This is a genomic window from Mucilaginibacter kameinonensis, from assembly GCF_003675385.1.
In the GTDB taxonomy this organism is placed as follows: Bacteria; Bacteroidota; Bacteroidia; order Sphingobacteriales; family Sphingobacteriaceae; genus Mucilaginibacter; species Mucilaginibacter kameinonensis.
The window spans coordinates 604,479-622,401 of record NZ_RCWZ01000002.1 but is presented as its reverse complement, the minus strand read 5'-3'; the positions used below and the strand labels follow the sequence as shown (position 1 = coordinate 622,401).

Genomic DNA, 17,923 nt, shown 5'->3' with positions numbered 1-17,923 from the left:
GCTTATTGCTGAAGCGTAAGTTCAATTACCGGTATTTCGTAATTAGGCTTCTGCGCGGGCAGCGTTATCTCCAGATCCTCGCCGTTAGTTTCTTTATATAAAAGCTCCGAGCTGTCGTTCAAAAACTGCGCATATTTGATCTTGCCTTTGTAACCAGGCAATACCAGTTTACCCTGCGGATAGCTGAACAATTGTACATACAATTTACCGGCGGCTTTGTTATAAGTAAGTTTAGTTCCTTCGGGTACTTTATAGCTATCAGGTGCAAAAGTACAGTTGTAAATAGATTTACTGTTGGCATGCATCCAGTAAGCCAAACTATCCAGCGCATTAGTAGCACGATAATCAAATTCGCCACGCGCGGTTGGCCCAACGTTCAATATCAGGTTACCACCATTGCTTACCGAAGTAATTAAGAGGTCGAGCAATTGACGGTGGGTTTTCCATGTATGCTCATCCCTGTAGTATCCCCACGAACCTGAAAATGTTTGGCAGGTTTCCCAGGTTTTGCCGCGGTATTTAGCCAGCTCGGCGGTGCTTACCTGTTCAGGTGTTTCAAAATCTGCACCATCTTTATATTCTTCCAGGTTTAGGCGGTTATCTACAATAATACCCGGCTGTAATTTTCTGATCAGTTTAAGTAATTCAACTGATCCCCATTCGTCTTTGCCTTTACCATGACCATCTTTGCGCGGAAATGAAAAATCAAGCCAAAGGATGTCGATCTTGCCATATTTGGTTAACAGCTCGGTGATCTGATCGCGCATGTACTGGCGGTATTTAGCCATGTCTCTTCCCTTGTTCAGTTTAGCGTATGACGCATCACTTTTATCAGCAGGAGACTGTGGATGGATATCATCAATAGTATATTGTGGGTGGTGCCAGTCTAACAGCGAATAATAAAAGCCAACTTTTAAACCTTGTGCCCGGAAAGCGTTCACATATTCGCGCACCAAATCGCGTTTAGCCTTGGTATTGGGGGCTTTATAATCAGTAAATTTTGAATCGAACAGGCAAAAACCTTCGTGGTGTTTTGTGGTCAACACAGCATATTTCATCCCTGCCGCTTTGGCTTGTTTAGCCCATTTTTGTGGGTCGAACAGATCGGGGTTAAACTGGTCGAAATATTTCTGATAACCGGCATTATCAATTTTTTCGTTGTGCTTTACCCATTCGTGACGGGCCGCCTGCGAATACAGGCCCCAGTGAATGAACATACCAAAGCGGTCGTCCTTCCACCATTCCATGCGTTTCTCTTTTTGGGCATCAGTTTCGGTGCCTATCATCTTTTGCGCGAATACCGATGGAGCCATCAGTAACGCGAACATCAGTAGTAATTGTAGTTTCTTTAGCATAGCTATCCTGTTTTATAATGAGAAAACTTTATCCATTAAAACCCATTTAGCACCTACCGGCGCATTTTTTACCGGCGACTGGTAGCCCCACATCAAATCTTCCCACTCCTGTACTTTTGGATTTGCCGCATCCATTGCTGCCGATTTTTCAAAGCTGAAAGTATCATCAACCTCCATGATCATGAACATGCGGGTATCAAAACGGTAGATCTCCATATTGGTGATTCCCTTAGCAGTAATGCTTTCATGAATTTCGGGCCAAATGGCTTCGTGGTATTTTTCGTATTCGGCAATGAGTGCCGCGTCGTCTTTCAGATCGAGGGTTAAACAGTATCGTTGGCTCATAGAATAGCTCTCAAAAAAGTTTATATCGGTAATACAAAGAAATAAGGTTTACAGGTAAATAAGTATCTAAAATTGGCCAAAACGTTCAGCTTTTTTGGCATAGATCTGAACCATGATTTTTAGGATTAAAGGATTGTCAGGATTCTTATCTGCAACCGGAATTTGCCTGAATCAGAATTTTCAGAATTAGAAAATTTTCAAAATGCTAATCAATCAGCAAGCCGTGGGGACACGGCCGCAGGGGAAAGTAAAATTTGATAAATTTGTTTAATTCCAGTTTCAGAAAAATCGACGCCATCAGCGTAATCAAAATAATCAACGGTCATTCATTCCTTAACGAATTTGTAGGATTAGTAAGCGCCGCCCTGAAGGTCAAATAAAAAGTGGTTGCTACTGCAATTGTTACCAGCGCGAAAACAGGCAGTACAAACTGCCACCAGGTAAGTTGAACCCTGAAAGCGTAGCGATTAAGCCATTGATTAATGAAAATGTACGCCAGCGGGATAGCCACAAGGCTTGATATAAAGATGAGCTTTACTACATCCCAGGTAAGCAACGATATAATGTTTTGTACGGATGCGCCGAGTACTTTGCGCACGCCAATCTCTTTAGTACGACGGGCAGCTGAATAAGCCGTTAAACCGAACAAGCCAATGCAGGCGATAAATATAGCCAGTGAAGCAAACAATGTAAACACATGGCCAAACTGGGTATCCTGAGCATATTGACGATTGTAAAAATCGTCAAGGAAAAAGAAATCGAATGATGACTCGGGGAAGGTATCATTCCAGGTGGCTTTGATATGCTCAACCATCTGGCGCATGTTGTTACCGTTCACTTTTATGGAGATATAATCGGCCGGGATCCATGGTAGTTTGGGATCCATGAACATGATAACAGGCGTATAATTTTTTTGTAAGGATTGCTGGTGATAATCCTTCACTACACCAATGATCTCGTTGGGCTCTTTATCCAAGGTTTCAATCCATACCTTTTTGCCAACGGCGTCCTGTGGCGATTCAAAACCGAATTGTTTTACAGCGGCTTCGTTCATCACCAGGCCAACGGAATCTGTAGGCCGGTTTCTGTCAAACGCCCTGCCAGCTATCACCTGCAAGCCGTAAGTTTTAATAAAATCATGATCAGCGCGCAGCATTTCATAAGTACGCTCTTCCGATTTAGGGGCTCCGAAACGCCTGTCGGCTAAAAACTTACCTACTTCCTTGCCCGGTACCGCGCCTGAAAGCGTAACAGCCTTTACACCAGCAAAAGCCTGCAACGTGGTTTTAAAGCTGGCTGTTTTCTGGTTATAATTTGGCGTATTGACAGGCATTTTCACAACAATGGTTTGATCGATGTTAACGCCGGTACTCTGGCTGTTCATGTAAACTATCTGCCTGTAAACCGCGAAGGTGCCTGCAATAAGCAATACCGAAGCCATAAACTGGAACGCCACCATGCCGCGGCGCAGGAGTATCCCACTTTTTGAAAATGAAAAACGACCTTTTAATACCGCAATAGGCTTCATTCGGGCCAGTACCGTTGCCGGGTAAATCCCCGAAAGCAAGATACTGCCAATAAATACTGACCCCAATTTCAAATATAAAGCGCCATCAAACAACAAACCGTACGCCCCTTCACCATATAAATAGTTCATGACGCCATAGCGGCCCACTAATACTAATATCAACGCAACCGCCAGGGCAGCAAGGTTGATGATCACAGATTCGGCAAGAAACTGCATAATAAGTTGCGGGGCATGTGCGCCACTTACCTTGCGGATACCTACCTCCCGCGCCCTGTCCACCGATTTAGTGGTAGCCAGGTTGATGTAATTAATGCAGGCAATGAGCAAAATGATATAGGCTATGATGCTTAGAAAATCAACCGCGAAACGGTTGCCTTTTACCTCAATTTCATTGGGTTTGGCTGGATTTAAATGAATCTCGGTAAGCGGAACAAGCTTAATTGTCCACTTCAAATCTTTCAGGGAAAGACCGGTTTTATACCGTTCAGCCAGTGCCGGAAATTTGGCCTCAACCGCCGCCGGGCTGGCATGTGGCTTCAATTTCACAAAAGTGTAGCTTTCATGCAGGTACCAAAAATCCTTTTCAAACCTGGGTATGGTAGCCCATGAAACCAGGAAATTAAATTGCATAGTTGAGTTAGCGGGCAGATCTTTAAACACACCAGTAACCATGCAATGGTAGCTATCGCTCAGCGTGGTAATATCCAGAAACTTGCCCATCGGCTCGGCGTTACCAAAATATTTTTTAGCGGCAGATTCCGAAATCACTATGGAATTAACTTCATTAAGCGCGGTAAGCTTATCGCCCTTAAGTATAGGGTAAGCAAAAAAGTTAAAGAAATTGCTATCGGCAAAGCAAACATGCTCTTCCCTGAATTTAATGTTATTGTATTTCACCACCCGCTCGGCATTATGCCAGTCGATACGGGCAAATGATTCAATTTCGGGAAAGTTAGCCTTCATAGCTGTGGCGTAGCCGTTGGTACTTGTTGGCCAGCTATCACTGAGGTTATCGCCGCGGTAAAACTGGCTTTCAACCCGGTAAATGTTCGCAGCATCCGGATGCATCCGGTCAAAGCTTTTTTCAAAATTTACGTATGCAAATATCAATATGAACGCCGCCATACCTAAGGCAAGCCCGGTAACATTAATAAAAGTGTAAGTTTTGTTTTTAACAAGGTTGCGCCAGGTAACAAGCAGAATATTGCGGATCATATCGTAAAAGGTTGAGGTTTACAATATAAGGATATAATAATAAAATGTTATTGCGAGGAGCGAAACGGGAGTGAGCCAGGGCGCGACGTGGCAATCGCATGCTATACAGAACGGCCATGTCTCCGTGCAATTGCTACGCCATTGATAATGACGTAATCCTAAGCTGTTGATTATTAAATATGTTTTTGATTGGTATTATAAATATGGGCGTTGCCTGCGGCCCGTGCAATTCGCTCATACTGCACAGGCATTAGCCACAAGGCCGGTATCTGCTACTATCACTAACGCGGCCTGCGTACCACAGCTAAGATACATTTTCACTGATGGTTACTCAGAATGACAATCTTTATGCTGCACCCTTCTTCGTAAACTCCTTCTGATACATCAGCGGACTTTTACCTGTTACCTGCTTAAAATGCTTATGAAAGGTAGAGAAGTTATTAAACCCGCTGTCGTAGCAAAGCTGCTTGATATTGAGCTTGTTTTCGATGAGCAGTTTACAGGCGTAACCTACCTTTATTTCGATCACGAACTGCGAATAAGTTTTGCGGGTTTTTGATTTAAAATAACGGCAAAAAGAATTGGCACTTACCCCGGCTATATCGGCAATTTCTTCGAGATAGATCTTTTTGCGGAAGTTACGCACCGAATACTCGTAGATATTATTGAGCCTGTCACTTTCTGATTCGTTATGATCATACTTAAACCCGATAGATGTTAAATAATTAAGCGGCGAACTGCCCGCAATGGTATTCAATGCTTTGAGCAGCATGATGATCCTTTCGGCCCCATCAGTATTGAGCATAGCGGCCAAAATATTGGCTACTTGCGCTTTTGTTTCGCCTGTTATCTGTAAGCCGCGTTTGGAGCGTTCAAGCAATACTTTAATCAGCTTGTTTTCGGGAAGCTGAAGAAACTGATCGCCCCAAAAATTTTCGCAAAAATGCACTACAATAGTATCAACCGGCACTTGATCGCTATTGTGGCCAAAGTGCACATCGTCAAAGCGCCAGTAATGTGGCAGGTTTGAGCCAACCAGTACCATGTCGCCGGCTTCAAACTGCTTAATGCTATCACCTATAAACTGCGTTCCTCCACCTTTTGTGAAATAAATAAGCTCCAGTTCCGGGTGGCAATGCCAGCGGTTATTGATATCCGGCAATACATCATGCCTTACGCTAAAGGAATGCGCCGGATCGGCAGATACTTTGAGTAAAAGCGGTTTCATTCAGTTTTATTTACAAACAACGGGCTAAATGTAGTAAAAAAGTGTAAAAATTGCTCAATTTCAAAAAAGTGTAAAGCGTATCCTATTTTTTAGATTATCTTAAACTACCAATTAAACCCGAACCAATTTTATAATGAAACCTAAGTACCTTTTAATTTCCCTATTGATCCTATTTCCATTTATTTTACAAGCCCAAAGTAACTTCAAGCCTGGTTATGTTATTACTATTAACGGCCAAACCATTCAGGGCTTTATTAACGAAAAAGAGTGGGATACCAATCCTGCCATTATCACTTTTAAAACCGCCTTAAGCGGAGCCGAAGTAAAAAACTACACGCCGAACAATATCTCCTATTTTGAAATAACCAATTCGGTGGCTTATCAACGTTACAGTGGCTTTATTAGTACAGATGAAACAAATACAGCGAAGCTGTCAACCGGACGCGATTCAAGTAAAAAACAAGATGTTGTATTCCTAAAACTGCAACAAAAGGGGCCTAATGTTTCTCTTTACTCCTACAACGACGCTATTAAAATGCGGTATTTTATAACGGACAACAAAGCCGGCAAAACCGCGGAACTAATATTCAGACAGTATTTTTTACCGGAAATGAGTACAACTACCCACAGCGAAAATGAATATGTTCCGCAATTATATGATCTGGCCGCAAAATATAACCCAGGTTCGGCTGAGTTGAAGCGCCTTATAGAAAATGCACGATATAGCCTGTCTGATCTAAAAAAAGTGTCCCAACAAATTAATAATCTTTCTGTCGATAATACTCATTATGGAACCTCACCATCAATTGATTTCTTTGTCGGTGCAGGAGCTGATGCTACTACCTACACTTATTCAGGCGCAGCTCCATTTTTATATAGTATCCCAAACAAAACATCCGTAGCGCCTTTTATAACAGCTGGCCTTAACTTTTACCCTAACTATGATGCGGGCAGATTTGCATTTAGGGCTGAAATACTATACACATCAAGCTCATACGAATCTCAGGTCGACCTTTATTACGCTCAGCCCGAGAAACCAAAAGGCACATACCGACTTAAACAACACGAAATTGGCTTAGGCCCTGAAGTTTTATATTTCATATATAATACGAAAGATCTAAAAGTTTACCTCGGAGCAGGCCTTTTGATAAATTTGGCCAGCTATAGTGGCAATACTACCACAAATAATGCTGACGCTTCGCAAGTAATGGTCAATGTAATTCAGCTTGATAAAAGATGGTTATCATATCCGGTAAAAGCCGGATTACTTATAAATAAGAAGCTTGAGGTAGCTTTATCTTATGCCTTCCCATCATCAATAACAGACATCGCTTCAAACTCTCCTTATAAATATGCGCTCAAAGTAAGTAGTATTAAAGGTGGTTTAAACTATCATTTTTAACATCACTAATATTAATCCACAATTAAAGCGTATTAGTATACAAGAGCGGTATTTTTAAGCAAACACTACCATTTTATTATGTATAACCTTTATTTATTTTAATATAAATCTAAAAAACAATAAAACCCGGACGAGCAACTTAACGTATAATTAAATAAAAGGGGCGTTCCGTATCTCACCCCGAAACGCCCTGTAGTTATCAAATGATAACATCTCAACTAAATCTCAGATCATCATGCTTTGATCTGATCTCACCATCTTTCTCAGGGATGGGAAGGTTTTTAATATTTTATGAACCTTGCCGTTCTTTAAAACGGTGGCGGTCCGCCGGGGCCGCCGCCCGGAGGGGGACCACCAGGTCCGCCACGTTCAGGAGTGGGCCTTTTACCGGCAAATTTCTGTAGCTTAAGTGTAAAGGTTAGCAAATAGTAACGCCCTAACCTGTTGCTGTTGGTTTGGGTTATATAGCTACCGTTCTGCGTAGTTGTGTAGCCGGTATTTTCGTTAAATACATCCATTACCGAAAAACGCAACGTCCCCGCGTTCCCCTTCAAAAAACGGCGCTCTACGTAGGTATTCAAAATATTAGGGTTTGTAGCGCCGGTATAGCCGTAATAGATCATTTTTGAATAATCATAACTTACAGTCCAGTCTTTGAAATAGCTTTTGCCATTAACACCCAGGTTAAGGGTTTGAAAATTGCTGTTAACGTTTGCCTGCTTGATAGAATTGCTTGAGGTATTAACGCTGTATGTAGTGCTTGCTTCGGCGTCAATAACGTCGGTAATGCTTACCCTAAAGCGCGCGCCTTGAGATAGTACCAAATTTTTGGCTATATTCTTCTCGGTTGTCATGTTATAGGTAGCAGAATCGACATTACTAATATATGAGACGTTGTTATTGTACGAAATGTTACCAATCATGAACAAATTATATTTTCTTTTTTCCCAGGGCTTGGCAAACACATAAAATCCCTGTGCCGAGTAATAGCCATCTGCGTTCAGATATTGCGTTAAAATACTCCCTGCAAGCTTGCTGTTAGGCGCGTAATTTTTCGGATAAGTAATGGTATTGGCTACTATTTTATTATCCGTTTTAATGAACGACAGGTTACTGAAAAACACGTTGCCGCTTTCAAAATTGAACTTATTGTATTTTAAGGAAAGGGTATTGTTAAACTCCGGCTTCAGATCGGGGTTACCCTGTACCGGGTATGAGGCGTTGCTGAAATCGGTAACCGGTTGTAACTCGGTATATGTAGGCTGATTGCTGCTGCCGTTATAATTTAAACTAAGCGATTGACTGCGCGAAAAGTTATAAATGAACCGTGCGGTTGGCGCCCAGTTAAAAGTATTGTTATTGGTTTTAAAAGGTTGCGCGTCAACAACAGATGAGCCACGTAAAATTGTTGGCTGGGCAACTATACCTAAGGTATAATTATACTTCTTTTCGATAAAGCGATAGTTCAACCCAAACCTATTGGTAATAAAGGTTGAAGCATAATTGTTGCTCAACAGATCATACCTGTTTCTTGCTCCATCATCCGCCAGGGTATCAGTCGCCCTATCGGCAGTAGTGTAAGCGTAATGGTACGCATAGTTAAGTTCAAGATATCCTTTTTTGCTGATGGGCTCCATGTATGATACGGTAGTTCCCACACTATCGGTACGGCTATCGGTATTAATGAACTGGTTTAAAGGCGCGTTTCGGGCACCATCAATATAAGTGTAAACCGGGTTTTGATATTTATTAATGCTGTAGCTGCCAGCACCAACATTTACACTAAAGTTTCGGCCGTGGCTATTGAAGCGATGATTAAACAACACGTTAGCACCATAATTAGGCTCGGTTGACTTGCTAAGATTGGCAAGCGAATAGTTTGAAATCGTTTCCGAATTCCGGAGCAGCAAACTGGTAGCGTCAGATGTGGTATTGGTACTGGCATAAGCATACGTTGGCGTAATTTTCACATAATTTACGGTGTCCGGCTTATACTCGATATTAAAATTAACCCTATGGTTTAGCTTTTCGTCCTGCTGATTATTAGTTTGTGTATTGGTGCTCGGATTGCTCGACGAAAGGTTATTTTGAATAGTACTGCTAATAGTATTCACCGAATTATCGGCAAAGCTATAACTGCCATAAGCAGTGATCTTTTTTCCCCAGCTATCGCGATAGTTGAAACCAAAGGAACGGGCGGTAGTAATCCCGTTTGATGAGTTGCTGTTGCCTCCCGGGGGGCCACCAGGACCACCACCTCTCGGCCCGCCGCCGCCAAAAGTAAACAGGTTTGTATTGGTATTATTCAGGTTACCCAAAAAGGCAAGCTGCCTGTTACCATTAAAACTAAACACGTTTGCCGACGCTACATACCTGTTGCTCTCCTTATCGCTTGATACACCCGGAATAGCATCATGACCGCCACCTACGCTGGCCTGCCCAAAGTATCCATAGTTTTTATTTTGCTTAATGGTAATGTTCAGCACCTTATCGGGTTCGCCGGTTTTTACACCTGTAAGATTGGCCTGATCGCCGTAATCATCAATAATCTGGATATTCTGCACAATATCTGCAGGAAGATTTTTGGTAGCCGTTTTAACATCTCCTCCAAAAAAATCTTTACCGTTAACCCTTACCTTGGTTACACTTTTACCCTGGGCGGTGATATTGCCGTCTTTATCCACATCCATACCCGGCAGCTTTTTAATCACGTCCTCAACCGGGGCATTATCACGCACTTTGTAAGCATCCGCGTTAAACTCAATGGTATCTTCTTTAAGCTTCACCGGGTTCACATCCGCAATCACAACGGTTTTAAGCATGGTGGTTTCTATCTTCAGGACAACAGGAGGCAAATTGGCCGGCTTATTATCATTAGCCAACACAAACCTGCGCCTGAGCGGTTGATAACCTATCGAACTAAAAACCAAACTAAATTGGTTTACCGTTACGTTGTTAAAGGTAAAGGTACCGTCGGCACCTGTAATAACGGTAGTGCTATCGGTTCCGGTAAGCATTTTTACGCTGGTGCCGGCAACCAGGTAACCGGTTGAGTCTTTTACGACACCTTTAATTGTACGACCGGGTTCGGCTTTTGCGTTAAACGGTATTGTAAACGCTAAGGCAATGATTACTGCTAAGGAGTATAGGATTTTCATTTTATGCTGATTAACAGCCGCAAAACAATAGCATTCATTTTAGTGTAAAAAACAGAATAGACCGGTACCATATATGTATCGACGGGAATAGCTTTTTTACCTATAAATGAGGGTGGTCAACACGCCAAAAGCAGGATATACCTTTCAAAGATGGATTTAAACCCTTCGTCGGTATTTTTTGTCTGCCCGGCGATTACGCTTGCCTTTAAGCGTGGCTGGTTTGTAATATTGCTGAATTATATGTGTAGATTTATCATTCGGCGTAATGTCATAAAGTAGTTTAAATGAGCCTTAAATCAAAAAGCAATACCATTACCGCGCTTATCCATATTTTGATATGGGTTGTTTTTGGCTTGCTGCTATTCTTCTATCAGCCCCTCACCTGGAATGTTGAGTTTCCATACCAGTTTTGGGTAAAACAAGCCATCACATTTTTCCTGCTTGTTGCAGCCTATTATTTTAATAACCGGATACTTGTCCCACGTTTTTTACTGCATGACCGTACCGCGATGTACCTGGTTACGGTGGTAGTAGTGGTGATCGCTTTTTTACTGCTTAATCAATGGGCAGATAAGGCACTTCATATGCATGAGCATATGGAAGCCATATTCCATAAAGACCACCGTCCGCCCAAACCAAAGGGGCGCGGGGGAGGCTGGGATATTTTCGGCACGGTTATCATAGCTTTGGTTTTAGGTATAAGTACCAGTATTACAGCCATACAAAAGTGGCAGTCAGATATCAGGCTACGTGCGGCCCTTGAGCAGGAAAAGATAAGCTCCGAGTTATCATTCCTGAAAGCCCAGATCAACCCGCATTTCTTTTTCAATACACTTAATAACATTTACGCGCTTACCCATGTTAACGCCGAAACATCGCGCAAGGCATTGCACCAGCTATCACGCATGATGCGGTATGTGTTATATGATACGCAGCATGGTACAGCTTTATTGAGCCAGGAAATAGCTTTTATAAAAGACTATATCAGCCTGATGGAACTACGGCTTACCGAAAAAGTAACAGTTACTTTTACCCCGCCCGAACAGGCTAATGACGTAACTATTGCCCCTATGCTTTTTTTACCTTTTGTAGAAAACGCCTTTAAACATGGTATCAGTGCAACAGAACCAAGTACCATCCTGATTGCTGTCAGTCAGCATGATGAAGTGCTGGAGTTGAAAGTAGAAAACGGCATCTACAAAGACCACAACCTTAATATCGGCGAAAATAAAGGCATCGGGCTTACCAACACCATTCGCCGGCTTGACCTGCTTTATGCCGGTAAGTATAAACTGGATATTAGCGAAAATGCCGCCGCCAACACATACACTATTCATTTAACCCTTAACCTGTCATGATCATTAACTGTATAGCTGTTGACGATGAACCCCTGGCACTGGGATTGGTTTGTGCCTTTATTGAGCAAACCCCTTTTCTGAAACTGGTTGGCCGCTATAGCAGTGCTGTTGAGGCCCTTGTAGGTTTGCAGGATCAAAAAGTGGACCTTATTTTTCTTGATATCCAGATGCCTAACCTTAATGGTATGGAACTGGCGCGTGTACTTGACAGTCGCGGAGCAAACAAACCACGCATTATTTTTACCACAGCCTACAACCAGTTTGCTATTGAGGGTTACCGGGTAGATGCACTTGACTACCTGCTTAAACCTTTTAATTATGAGGAGTTTCTGCATGCCTCAAACAAGGCATTAAGCTATTTTGAATTGATAAATCGTTCAAACAGTAGTACTGTTACAGCCTCTGCTGCGCCTGCCGAAGAAGAGGAATACCTGTTTTTAAAAATCGAATATCAATTGGTACGGATAGCCCTTAACGAGATCCTTTATATTGAAGGCTTAAAGGACTATGTAAAAATTTACCTGCAGGATAAGGAGAAGCCGCTGTTGTCGCTCACCAGCTTAAAGGCATTGGAAGAGAAACTGCCTGCTAAAAGATTTATGCGCGTACACCGTTCATTCATTGTATCACTCAATAAAATCAATTCTATTACCCGCAATGCCTTGCAGATAGGCAAGGTGAATATTACTGTTGGCGATCAGTATAAAGAGGCCTTTGGCGCTTTCCTGAGCAAATGGAACTGAACCGGAATTTATAGGATTTTCATGATTCCTGGATTTTTGAATGCAGCTTGAAGATACCCAAACTCTGTGATTCCCCCGCGATCGTGTCCCCAAGATCGCCATCAGGCATGTCAACTGTTCATAATAGCAAAAGATTCGTGAGGACACGAATCAAGGGAAGAAAATCCAACTAATCCAATAATCCCCCAAATCCCGGCGCAGACAAAATCCCCGGTTCAGACAAACAAAATCACTTCCATCGCAGTTCACCTGATTGCAATTTTTTGCCTCATTTTTACATCATTAAATAATATTCCCTACTTTTAAGTTATGCAAAAGGTAAGTGAACTACAGGTAACCGTATCAGACTTAAAAGCTTTTGAAGCTTTGGCCAATATACCCGACGATCAGCTACAGTGGCTGATAGATAAAAGTGAAGTACAAACATTTGAAGATGGTGAGTACCTCATGGAACCGGGACAGGACCTTTCAGGTCCGCATTTTTTACTGGAAGGCAATATGCGCTTTTTTATGATGCAACAGGGATCGCGCCGTGATTATACCCTGGTTGAAAAAGGCAGCATCACCGGCTATATGCCCTACTCGCGCGGCCTGATAGCCAAAGGTTATGCCCAGGCTGTTGGCGAATTAACACTACTAAGCTATCCCACAGCGGATATCATGGAAATGATCCAGCACCATTTTGAGCTTACCCAGGCCCTGGTGCATATCATGACCACCCGTGTACGTGATTTTACGGCCATGCAGCAGCAAAACGATAAGATGATGGCTTTGGGTAAGTTATCCGCAGGCTTGGCCCACGAACTTAACAACCCGGCATCGGCCATTGTACGCGATTCTTTATCGTTAAGAAAGCACCTGCGTATGGTACCCTCCCATCTGAAAAACATGTTTGCTATAAGGGCCAGTGATGAACAGGTAGATGGCCTTACCGACGAACTTTTTAGAATCCTGAATAAAAAAGAATGCTATACCCGTTTAACGCTTAAACAACGCACCCAACTTGAAGATGAAATATCTGAGTGGCTGGAAGACAACGGTGTTGAAGATGCTTATGATATAGCCGAAAGTTTTGTTGATTTTAGTTTTACCACCGAAAATCTTGAAGCGTTAAAATTACACATCCCCGAACACGCCGTACCTATCATAATGGGCTGGCTTAGCAGTAAGCTTATGGGTGAAAAAATGATTGAGGATATCCAGGAGTCGGCGCGCCGCATTGCCGAGTTGGTGAGCTCAGTTAAAACATTTACCCATATGGACCGTGCACAGGATAAGCAATACGCTGATATCCACATCGGTATCCGCAATACCATTACCATGTTGGGCTACAAGATCAGGAAAGAAAACATCACTGTTATTGAAGAGTTTGATGATACCCTGCCCGAAGTTAAAGCCCTTATTGGCGAGCTTAACCAGGTGTGGACCAACTTAGTTGATAACGCCCTTGATGCTATGGAAATCAACGAAAAAGGCACGCTTATCATCCGTACTAAAAAAGATAATGAATTTGTTGAAGTGACCATTATTGATGATGGCCCTGGCATCCCGGAAGATAACATCAGCCAGATCTATGATCCCTTCTTCACAACAAAAGAAATGGGCAAAGGTACCGGTATGGGCCTTGAAGTGGTGCATCGCATAGTGAAACAGCACCGCGGTTCAATAAAAGTAAAATCAAAACCCGGCCATACTGAGTTTATAGTTTGCTTCCCGATAAATGGTTAGCAAAAACTGATTTTACCAAAAATATTAGTTAATTTGCCTGCATATTTACCCCTATGAGCCGTCCGATAATATTTTCTATAGATGATGATCCGCAGGTATTGCGGTCAATAAGCCGCGATTTAAAATCGCAGTATAGTAAAGAATATAAGATCTTAAGCACAACATCGGCAAAGGAAGCTTATGAAACCCTTATTGAGCTAAAAAACAGTTCGGAAGTGGTTGCCCTGTTTTTGTGCGACCAACGCATGCCTGAAATGGAAGGCGTTAAATTTTTAGAGAAAGCCAAAAAAGTATTCCCCGAAGCAAAACGGGTACTGCTTACCGCCTACTCCGATACCGATGCTGCTATCAAAGCGATCAACGATGTACAGCTCGATTATTACCTGATGAAGCCCTGGAACCCACCAGAAGAGAAGCTTTACCCGGTAATAAACGATTTGCTCGACGACTGGCACAGTCATTACATTCCCGAGTTTGTAGGCATGAAACTGGTAGGATACCAGTTCTCTCCGCAATCGCATGTTATCAAAGATTTCCTGGCCGGTAATCTGATCCCTTACCGTTGGTTCGATATCGAAAAAAATATCGATTCGGCGAATTTATTGACCATCAATAACCGCACTACCGACGATTTGCCAATGGTGATATTTGAGGATGGCAGTTGCTTAACCAAGCCAAGCATCAGGGATATTGCCGATAAAATGGGCAAAAACACCACCGAGCTTACCGATGTTTATGACGTAGTAATCATAGGTGCTGGCCCCGCGGGGTTAGCTGCTGCTGTTTATGGTTCGTCTGAAGGATTAAAAACCTTATTGATAGAGCGCAAAGCACCGGGCGGACAAGCCGGTACCAGTTCACGCATTGAAAACTACCTGGGTTTCCCGGCAGGCTTGAGCGGGGCCGATCTTACGCGTCGTGCTATAAGCCAGGCCATGCGTTTAGGTGCTGAGTTTTTATCGCCGCAATCTGTTAGCGATATTAAACAAAAAGATGGCTACAAAACCATTATCCTGGATGATGGCCCGGAGATCATTAGCCGCACGGTAGTAATTACCACAGGCGTCGATTACCGTAAGCTGGAAGTTAAAGGTGTTGATAATTTTACCGGTGCAGGTATTTATTACGGCGCCGCTACAACCGAAGCTTCGGCATGTACAGGTAAAGAGGTGTTTGTGATTGGCGGGGGTAACTCGGCCGGGCAGGCAGCTATGTACTTGTCTAAATTTGCAAAAAACGTGCATATCATTATCCGCAGGGATGATTTGACGGATACTATGTCGGCTTATCTTATTACTCAAATAGGTGATACGCCTAATATAAAGGTACTGCCCAACACCGAAGTAATTGAGGCCGAAGGCACTAATTGCCTTGAAAAAATTACTATACAAAACTGCAAAACCAAGGAAACTGAGGTCAAAACAGCCAATGCATTGTATATATTTATTGGCGCTAAACCCTATACCGACTGGATAAAGCTCGATATCATTAAAAACAATAAAGACTTTATTGAAACAGGTCGCGAGTTGCGCAGCTATGAAAATTTCAGCAAGGTTTGGAAGCTCAAACGCGACCCGTTCTTGTTAGAAACCAGTTGCCCGGGCATATTTGCTGCCGGCGATGTACGCGCGGGGGCTATGAATCGTGTGGCATCTGCCGTAGGCGAAGGCTCAATGGCAATAAGCTTTGTACACAAATACCTGGCTGAAGTATAAATCATCAAACATCACCTATACCTATGGAAGAAACTTGCGCCCACATTGAAGCTGTTGAAAGCATAACCGAACCGAAAGATTATATTTGTGAAGAATGCGTAAAACATCACGGAACCTGGTTACACCTGCGTACCTGCCAAACATGCGGTGTTACGTTATGCTGCGACAGTTCGCCCAATACCCACATGACCAAGCATTTTCACGCTACAGGCCACCCTGTAGTTATATCTGCCGAGCCCGGTGAACGCTGGCTTTGGTGCTATGTGGATGAAGCGGTTAAAGGATATTAATTTAAGTCTTAAGTTTTAAGTCAGGAGTCTCATAACCAGAGGTTCCTGACTTTTTTATTTCTTTTGTAAAGGGATAGTACCTAATCGCTAATCACTGACCTCTAATCTCTCCCTCCAGCTACCCTTTAAATGATAATACCTTATCTAACGACCATGGGCCGGAACCTATAATAGTAAAGAGTATAAGTAAGCCGAGCGCTGTAACCGTTGGCCACAACATAGCATTGATGGGCTCCTGAAAAATACCAATCAGAAATACCGCCCCAACCAGGATCGGAATCTGGATTATACAACCAAGGCGGGTTAAGATGCCCATAGCTATCAATATGCCACCCACCATATGGGCAAATGCCACATAATATACCAGGATCATCAGCATATCCGGCGATACATCAATAACATTTTGATCATTAATGATGCCACGCAGATAGGAGGTGTTTTCCATAAAGGTAATGCCTTTTACCAACAAAAACACACCAAGAACAATACGCACAATATCCAAAGCTTTAGGGTGATGAGTATCGCCCCAATGTTCAATTTTATGAACCAGATTCATAAAGCCCTCCTTTTAGTTTAATAATTGGTTACCAGCAGCCTGGAGTTAAACCGGAGAGGTTAAACTACCTGGGTGCCTTTACTAAATTTAGTAACAAATTTGTTATAAAACAAGTTTTTTGAAAGGAAAAAAATCGGGTGATTAGTTAGCGTAGATTAATAAAATGTCATTGCGAGGAGGAACGACGAAGCAATCTCGTAGCCATACAGATCGGACATGCATTGGCTACGAGATTGCCACGCTTCGCTCGCAATGACATGGTTTTTTATTTTTTGCACCTAAAGCTTATAGCCCTACAAATCATGCTCCGCCAGCCAGCCTCGCAGTTTAACCAGGTCTTTCTTTAATGCTGCTGAAAATTCTTCTTTACTGATGGTTAGCTTACGTGCGCCGTCTTCTGCGCCTCCTAATGGGTATTCGCAATGCAGGCTCATTGGGCCGTTGATATTGTATTGTTTTAGCAAACCGAAGTACTTTTTAAAATCAACCATCCCCTCTCCCAACGGCACACTTTTTACCTGCCATTTGTCGCCCTTCTTTTCCCAGTAAAAATCTTTTACATTAACGGTTTTGGAATAAGCTTTTAATAGGTCAAGCGTTACCGGCCAGGTGTCGGCGCCCTCGGTGGTCGCATGCCGTACATCGTACTGGCAACCGATATTTTTAGGATCAAGTCCTTCAAGGCTCAGCCACAAATCCCATTGAGACGCCCCAAACAAATCGCCGGAGTGATTTTGATAGCCACCGTGCATACCATATTTCTTGTTAAGATTGGCAAGACTGGCCAGCTGTTTATTGATAGCTTTGATGTTGGCTTGTATACTTATAGTCTTATCATAGTTAAACCAGGCCGTGCGGTAATATTTTATCCCAAGTGCCGAAGCTGTTTTCAGGATAGGTTCTGTATCCTTTTCATCTGGGGTTTTAATATTGGTTACTATGGTATATACCTTAAGTCCGGCTTTTTCAATAGCCTCAACCGCTTTGGGCAAATCATCGGCCACACGCTCTGGTAATACGTGACCGTCGGGCCTTACGGTAAGGTCGATACCATCAAAGCCGAGTTGGGCTGTTAAAGCAGCCATATCAGTATAATTAAGCCAGTGCATATGCTTTGAAAATATGCTCAGCTTTATTTTTTCGTCCGGCGATGGATTGCCTGCAAACTCCCCTGGATAAGGAGTTGCCTCTTTAGCTAAGGCACTTAATCCAAAAGGTAAACCGGCAGCGGCCAACGCGGCTGAAGCAATGAATTTTTTGCGGCTAATATTTTCCATGAGGTATAAAATTGGTAATGCAATA

The 17,923-nt window shown here is 42.8% G+C and carries 13 protein-coding genes; 6 read left to right on the top strand and 7 right to left on the bottom strand.

Annotated elements, in window-relative coordinates; all coding sequences use genetic code 11:
* Window positions 1-2: 2 nt before the first annotated feature.
* The 4 genes from EAH55_RS09620 to EAH55_RS09605 all read right to left on the bottom strand — a co-directional run bounded on the left by EAH55_RS09620 (window position 3) and on the right by EAH55_RS09605 (window position 5,671).
* A complete protein-coding gene (locus EAH55_RS09620) occupies window positions 3-1,355 on the bottom strand; it encodes an alpha-L-fucosidase (RefSeq protein WP_121809430.1) in 1,353 nt (450 codons plus the stop codon).
* Window positions 1,356-1,367: 12 nt separating this feature from the next.
* Window positions 1,368-1,700, bottom strand: a complete 333-nt coding sequence (locus EAH55_RS09615) for an L-rhamnose mutarotase (protein ID WP_121809429.1) — start codon at window positions 1,698-1,700, stop codon at window positions 1,368-1,370.
* 322 nt (window positions 1,701-2,022) lie between these two features.
* On the bottom strand, window positions 2,023-4,443 hold the full coding sequence (locus tag EAH55_RS09610) for an ABC transporter permease (protein ID WP_121809428.1): 2,421 nt from the start codon (window positions 4,441-4,443) through the stop codon (window positions 2,023-2,025).
* A gap of 346 nt (window positions 4,444-4,789) precedes the next feature.
* On the bottom strand, window positions 4,790-5,671 hold the full coding sequence (locus EAH55_RS09605; RefSeq protein ID WP_121809427.1) for an AraC family transcriptional regulator: 882 nt from the start codon (window positions 5,669-5,671) through the stop codon (window positions 4,790-4,792).
* A gap of 133 nt (window positions 5,672-5,804) precedes the next feature.
* On the opposite strand from EAH55_RS09605, the gene EAH55_RS09600 reads away from it, so the two are divergent.
* Window positions 5,805-7,073, top strand: a complete 1,269-nt coding sequence (locus EAH55_RS09600; RefSeq protein ID WP_121809426.1) for a hypothetical protein — start codon at window positions 5,805-5,807, stop codon at window positions 7,071-7,073.
* Window positions 7,074-7,381: 308 nt separating this feature from the next.
* On the opposite strand, the gene EAH55_RS09595 is transcribed toward EAH55_RS09600, so the two are convergent.
* Window positions 7,382-10,231: a TonB-dependent receptor gene (locus EAH55_RS09595; protein WP_121809425.1), complete on the bottom strand. Its 2,850-nt coding sequence runs from the start codon at window positions 10,229-10,231 to the stop codon at window positions 7,382-7,384.
* A 284-nt stretch (window positions 10,232-10,515) separates the two neighbouring features.
* Here EAH55_RS09595 and EAH55_RS09590 point away from each other — a divergent pair, with 284 nt between their 5' ends.
* The 5 genes from EAH55_RS09590 to EAH55_RS09570 all read left to right on the top strand — a co-directional run bounded on the left by EAH55_RS09590 (window position 10,516) and on the right by EAH55_RS09570 (window position 16,065).
* Window positions 10,516-11,589, top strand: coding sequence for a sensor histidine kinase (locus EAH55_RS09590; RefSeq protein WP_121809424.1), 1,074 nt, complete (start codon window positions 10,516-10,518; stop codon window positions 11,587-11,589).
* Window positions 11,586-12,332 (top strand): LytR/AlgR family response regulator transcription factor, encoded by a 747-nt coding sequence (locus EAH55_RS09585; protein ID WP_121809423.1) that lies wholly within the window; start codon window positions 11,586-11,588, stop codon window positions 12,330-12,332. Before EAH55_RS09590 ends, EAH55_RS09585 begins: the two co-directional genes overlap by 4 nt.
* Before the next feature lie 309 nt (window positions 12,333-12,641).
* Window positions 12,642-14,060 (top strand): ATP-binding protein, encoded by a 1,419-nt coding sequence (locus EAH55_RS09580; protein WP_121809422.1) that lies wholly within the window; start codon window positions 12,642-12,644, stop codon window positions 14,058-14,060.
* 53 nt (window positions 14,061-14,113) lie between these two features.
* Entirely contained in the window at window positions 14,114-15,775 is a 1,662-nt protein-coding gene (locus EAH55_RS09575; RefSeq protein ID WP_112567976.1) for an FAD-dependent oxidoreductase, read from the top strand.
* A gap of 23 nt (window positions 15,776-15,798) precedes the next feature.
* Complete coding sequence (locus EAH55_RS09570; protein ID WP_121809421.1) at window positions 15,799-16,065, top strand: UBP-type zinc finger domain-containing protein; 267 nt, start codon at window positions 15,799-15,801, stop codon at window positions 16,063-16,065.
* Between the two features lie 118 nt (window positions 16,066-16,183).
* Here EAH55_RS09570 and EAH55_RS09565 read toward each other — a convergent pair whose 3' ends face one another.
* Both EAH55_RS09565 and EAH55_RS09560 read right to left on the bottom strand, forming a co-directional pair.
* Window positions 16,184-16,621, bottom strand: a complete 438-nt coding sequence (locus EAH55_RS09565; RefSeq protein ID WP_121809420.1) for a DoxX family protein — start codon at window positions 16,619-16,621, stop codon at window positions 16,184-16,186.
* Between the two features lie 293 nt (window positions 16,622-16,914).
* Complete coding sequence (locus EAH55_RS09560) at window positions 16,915-17,898, bottom strand: sugar phosphate isomerase/epimerase family protein (protein WP_121809419.1); 984 nt, start codon at window positions 17,896-17,898, stop codon at window positions 16,915-16,917.
* Between the last annotated feature and the right edge of the window lie 25 nt (window positions 17,899-17,923).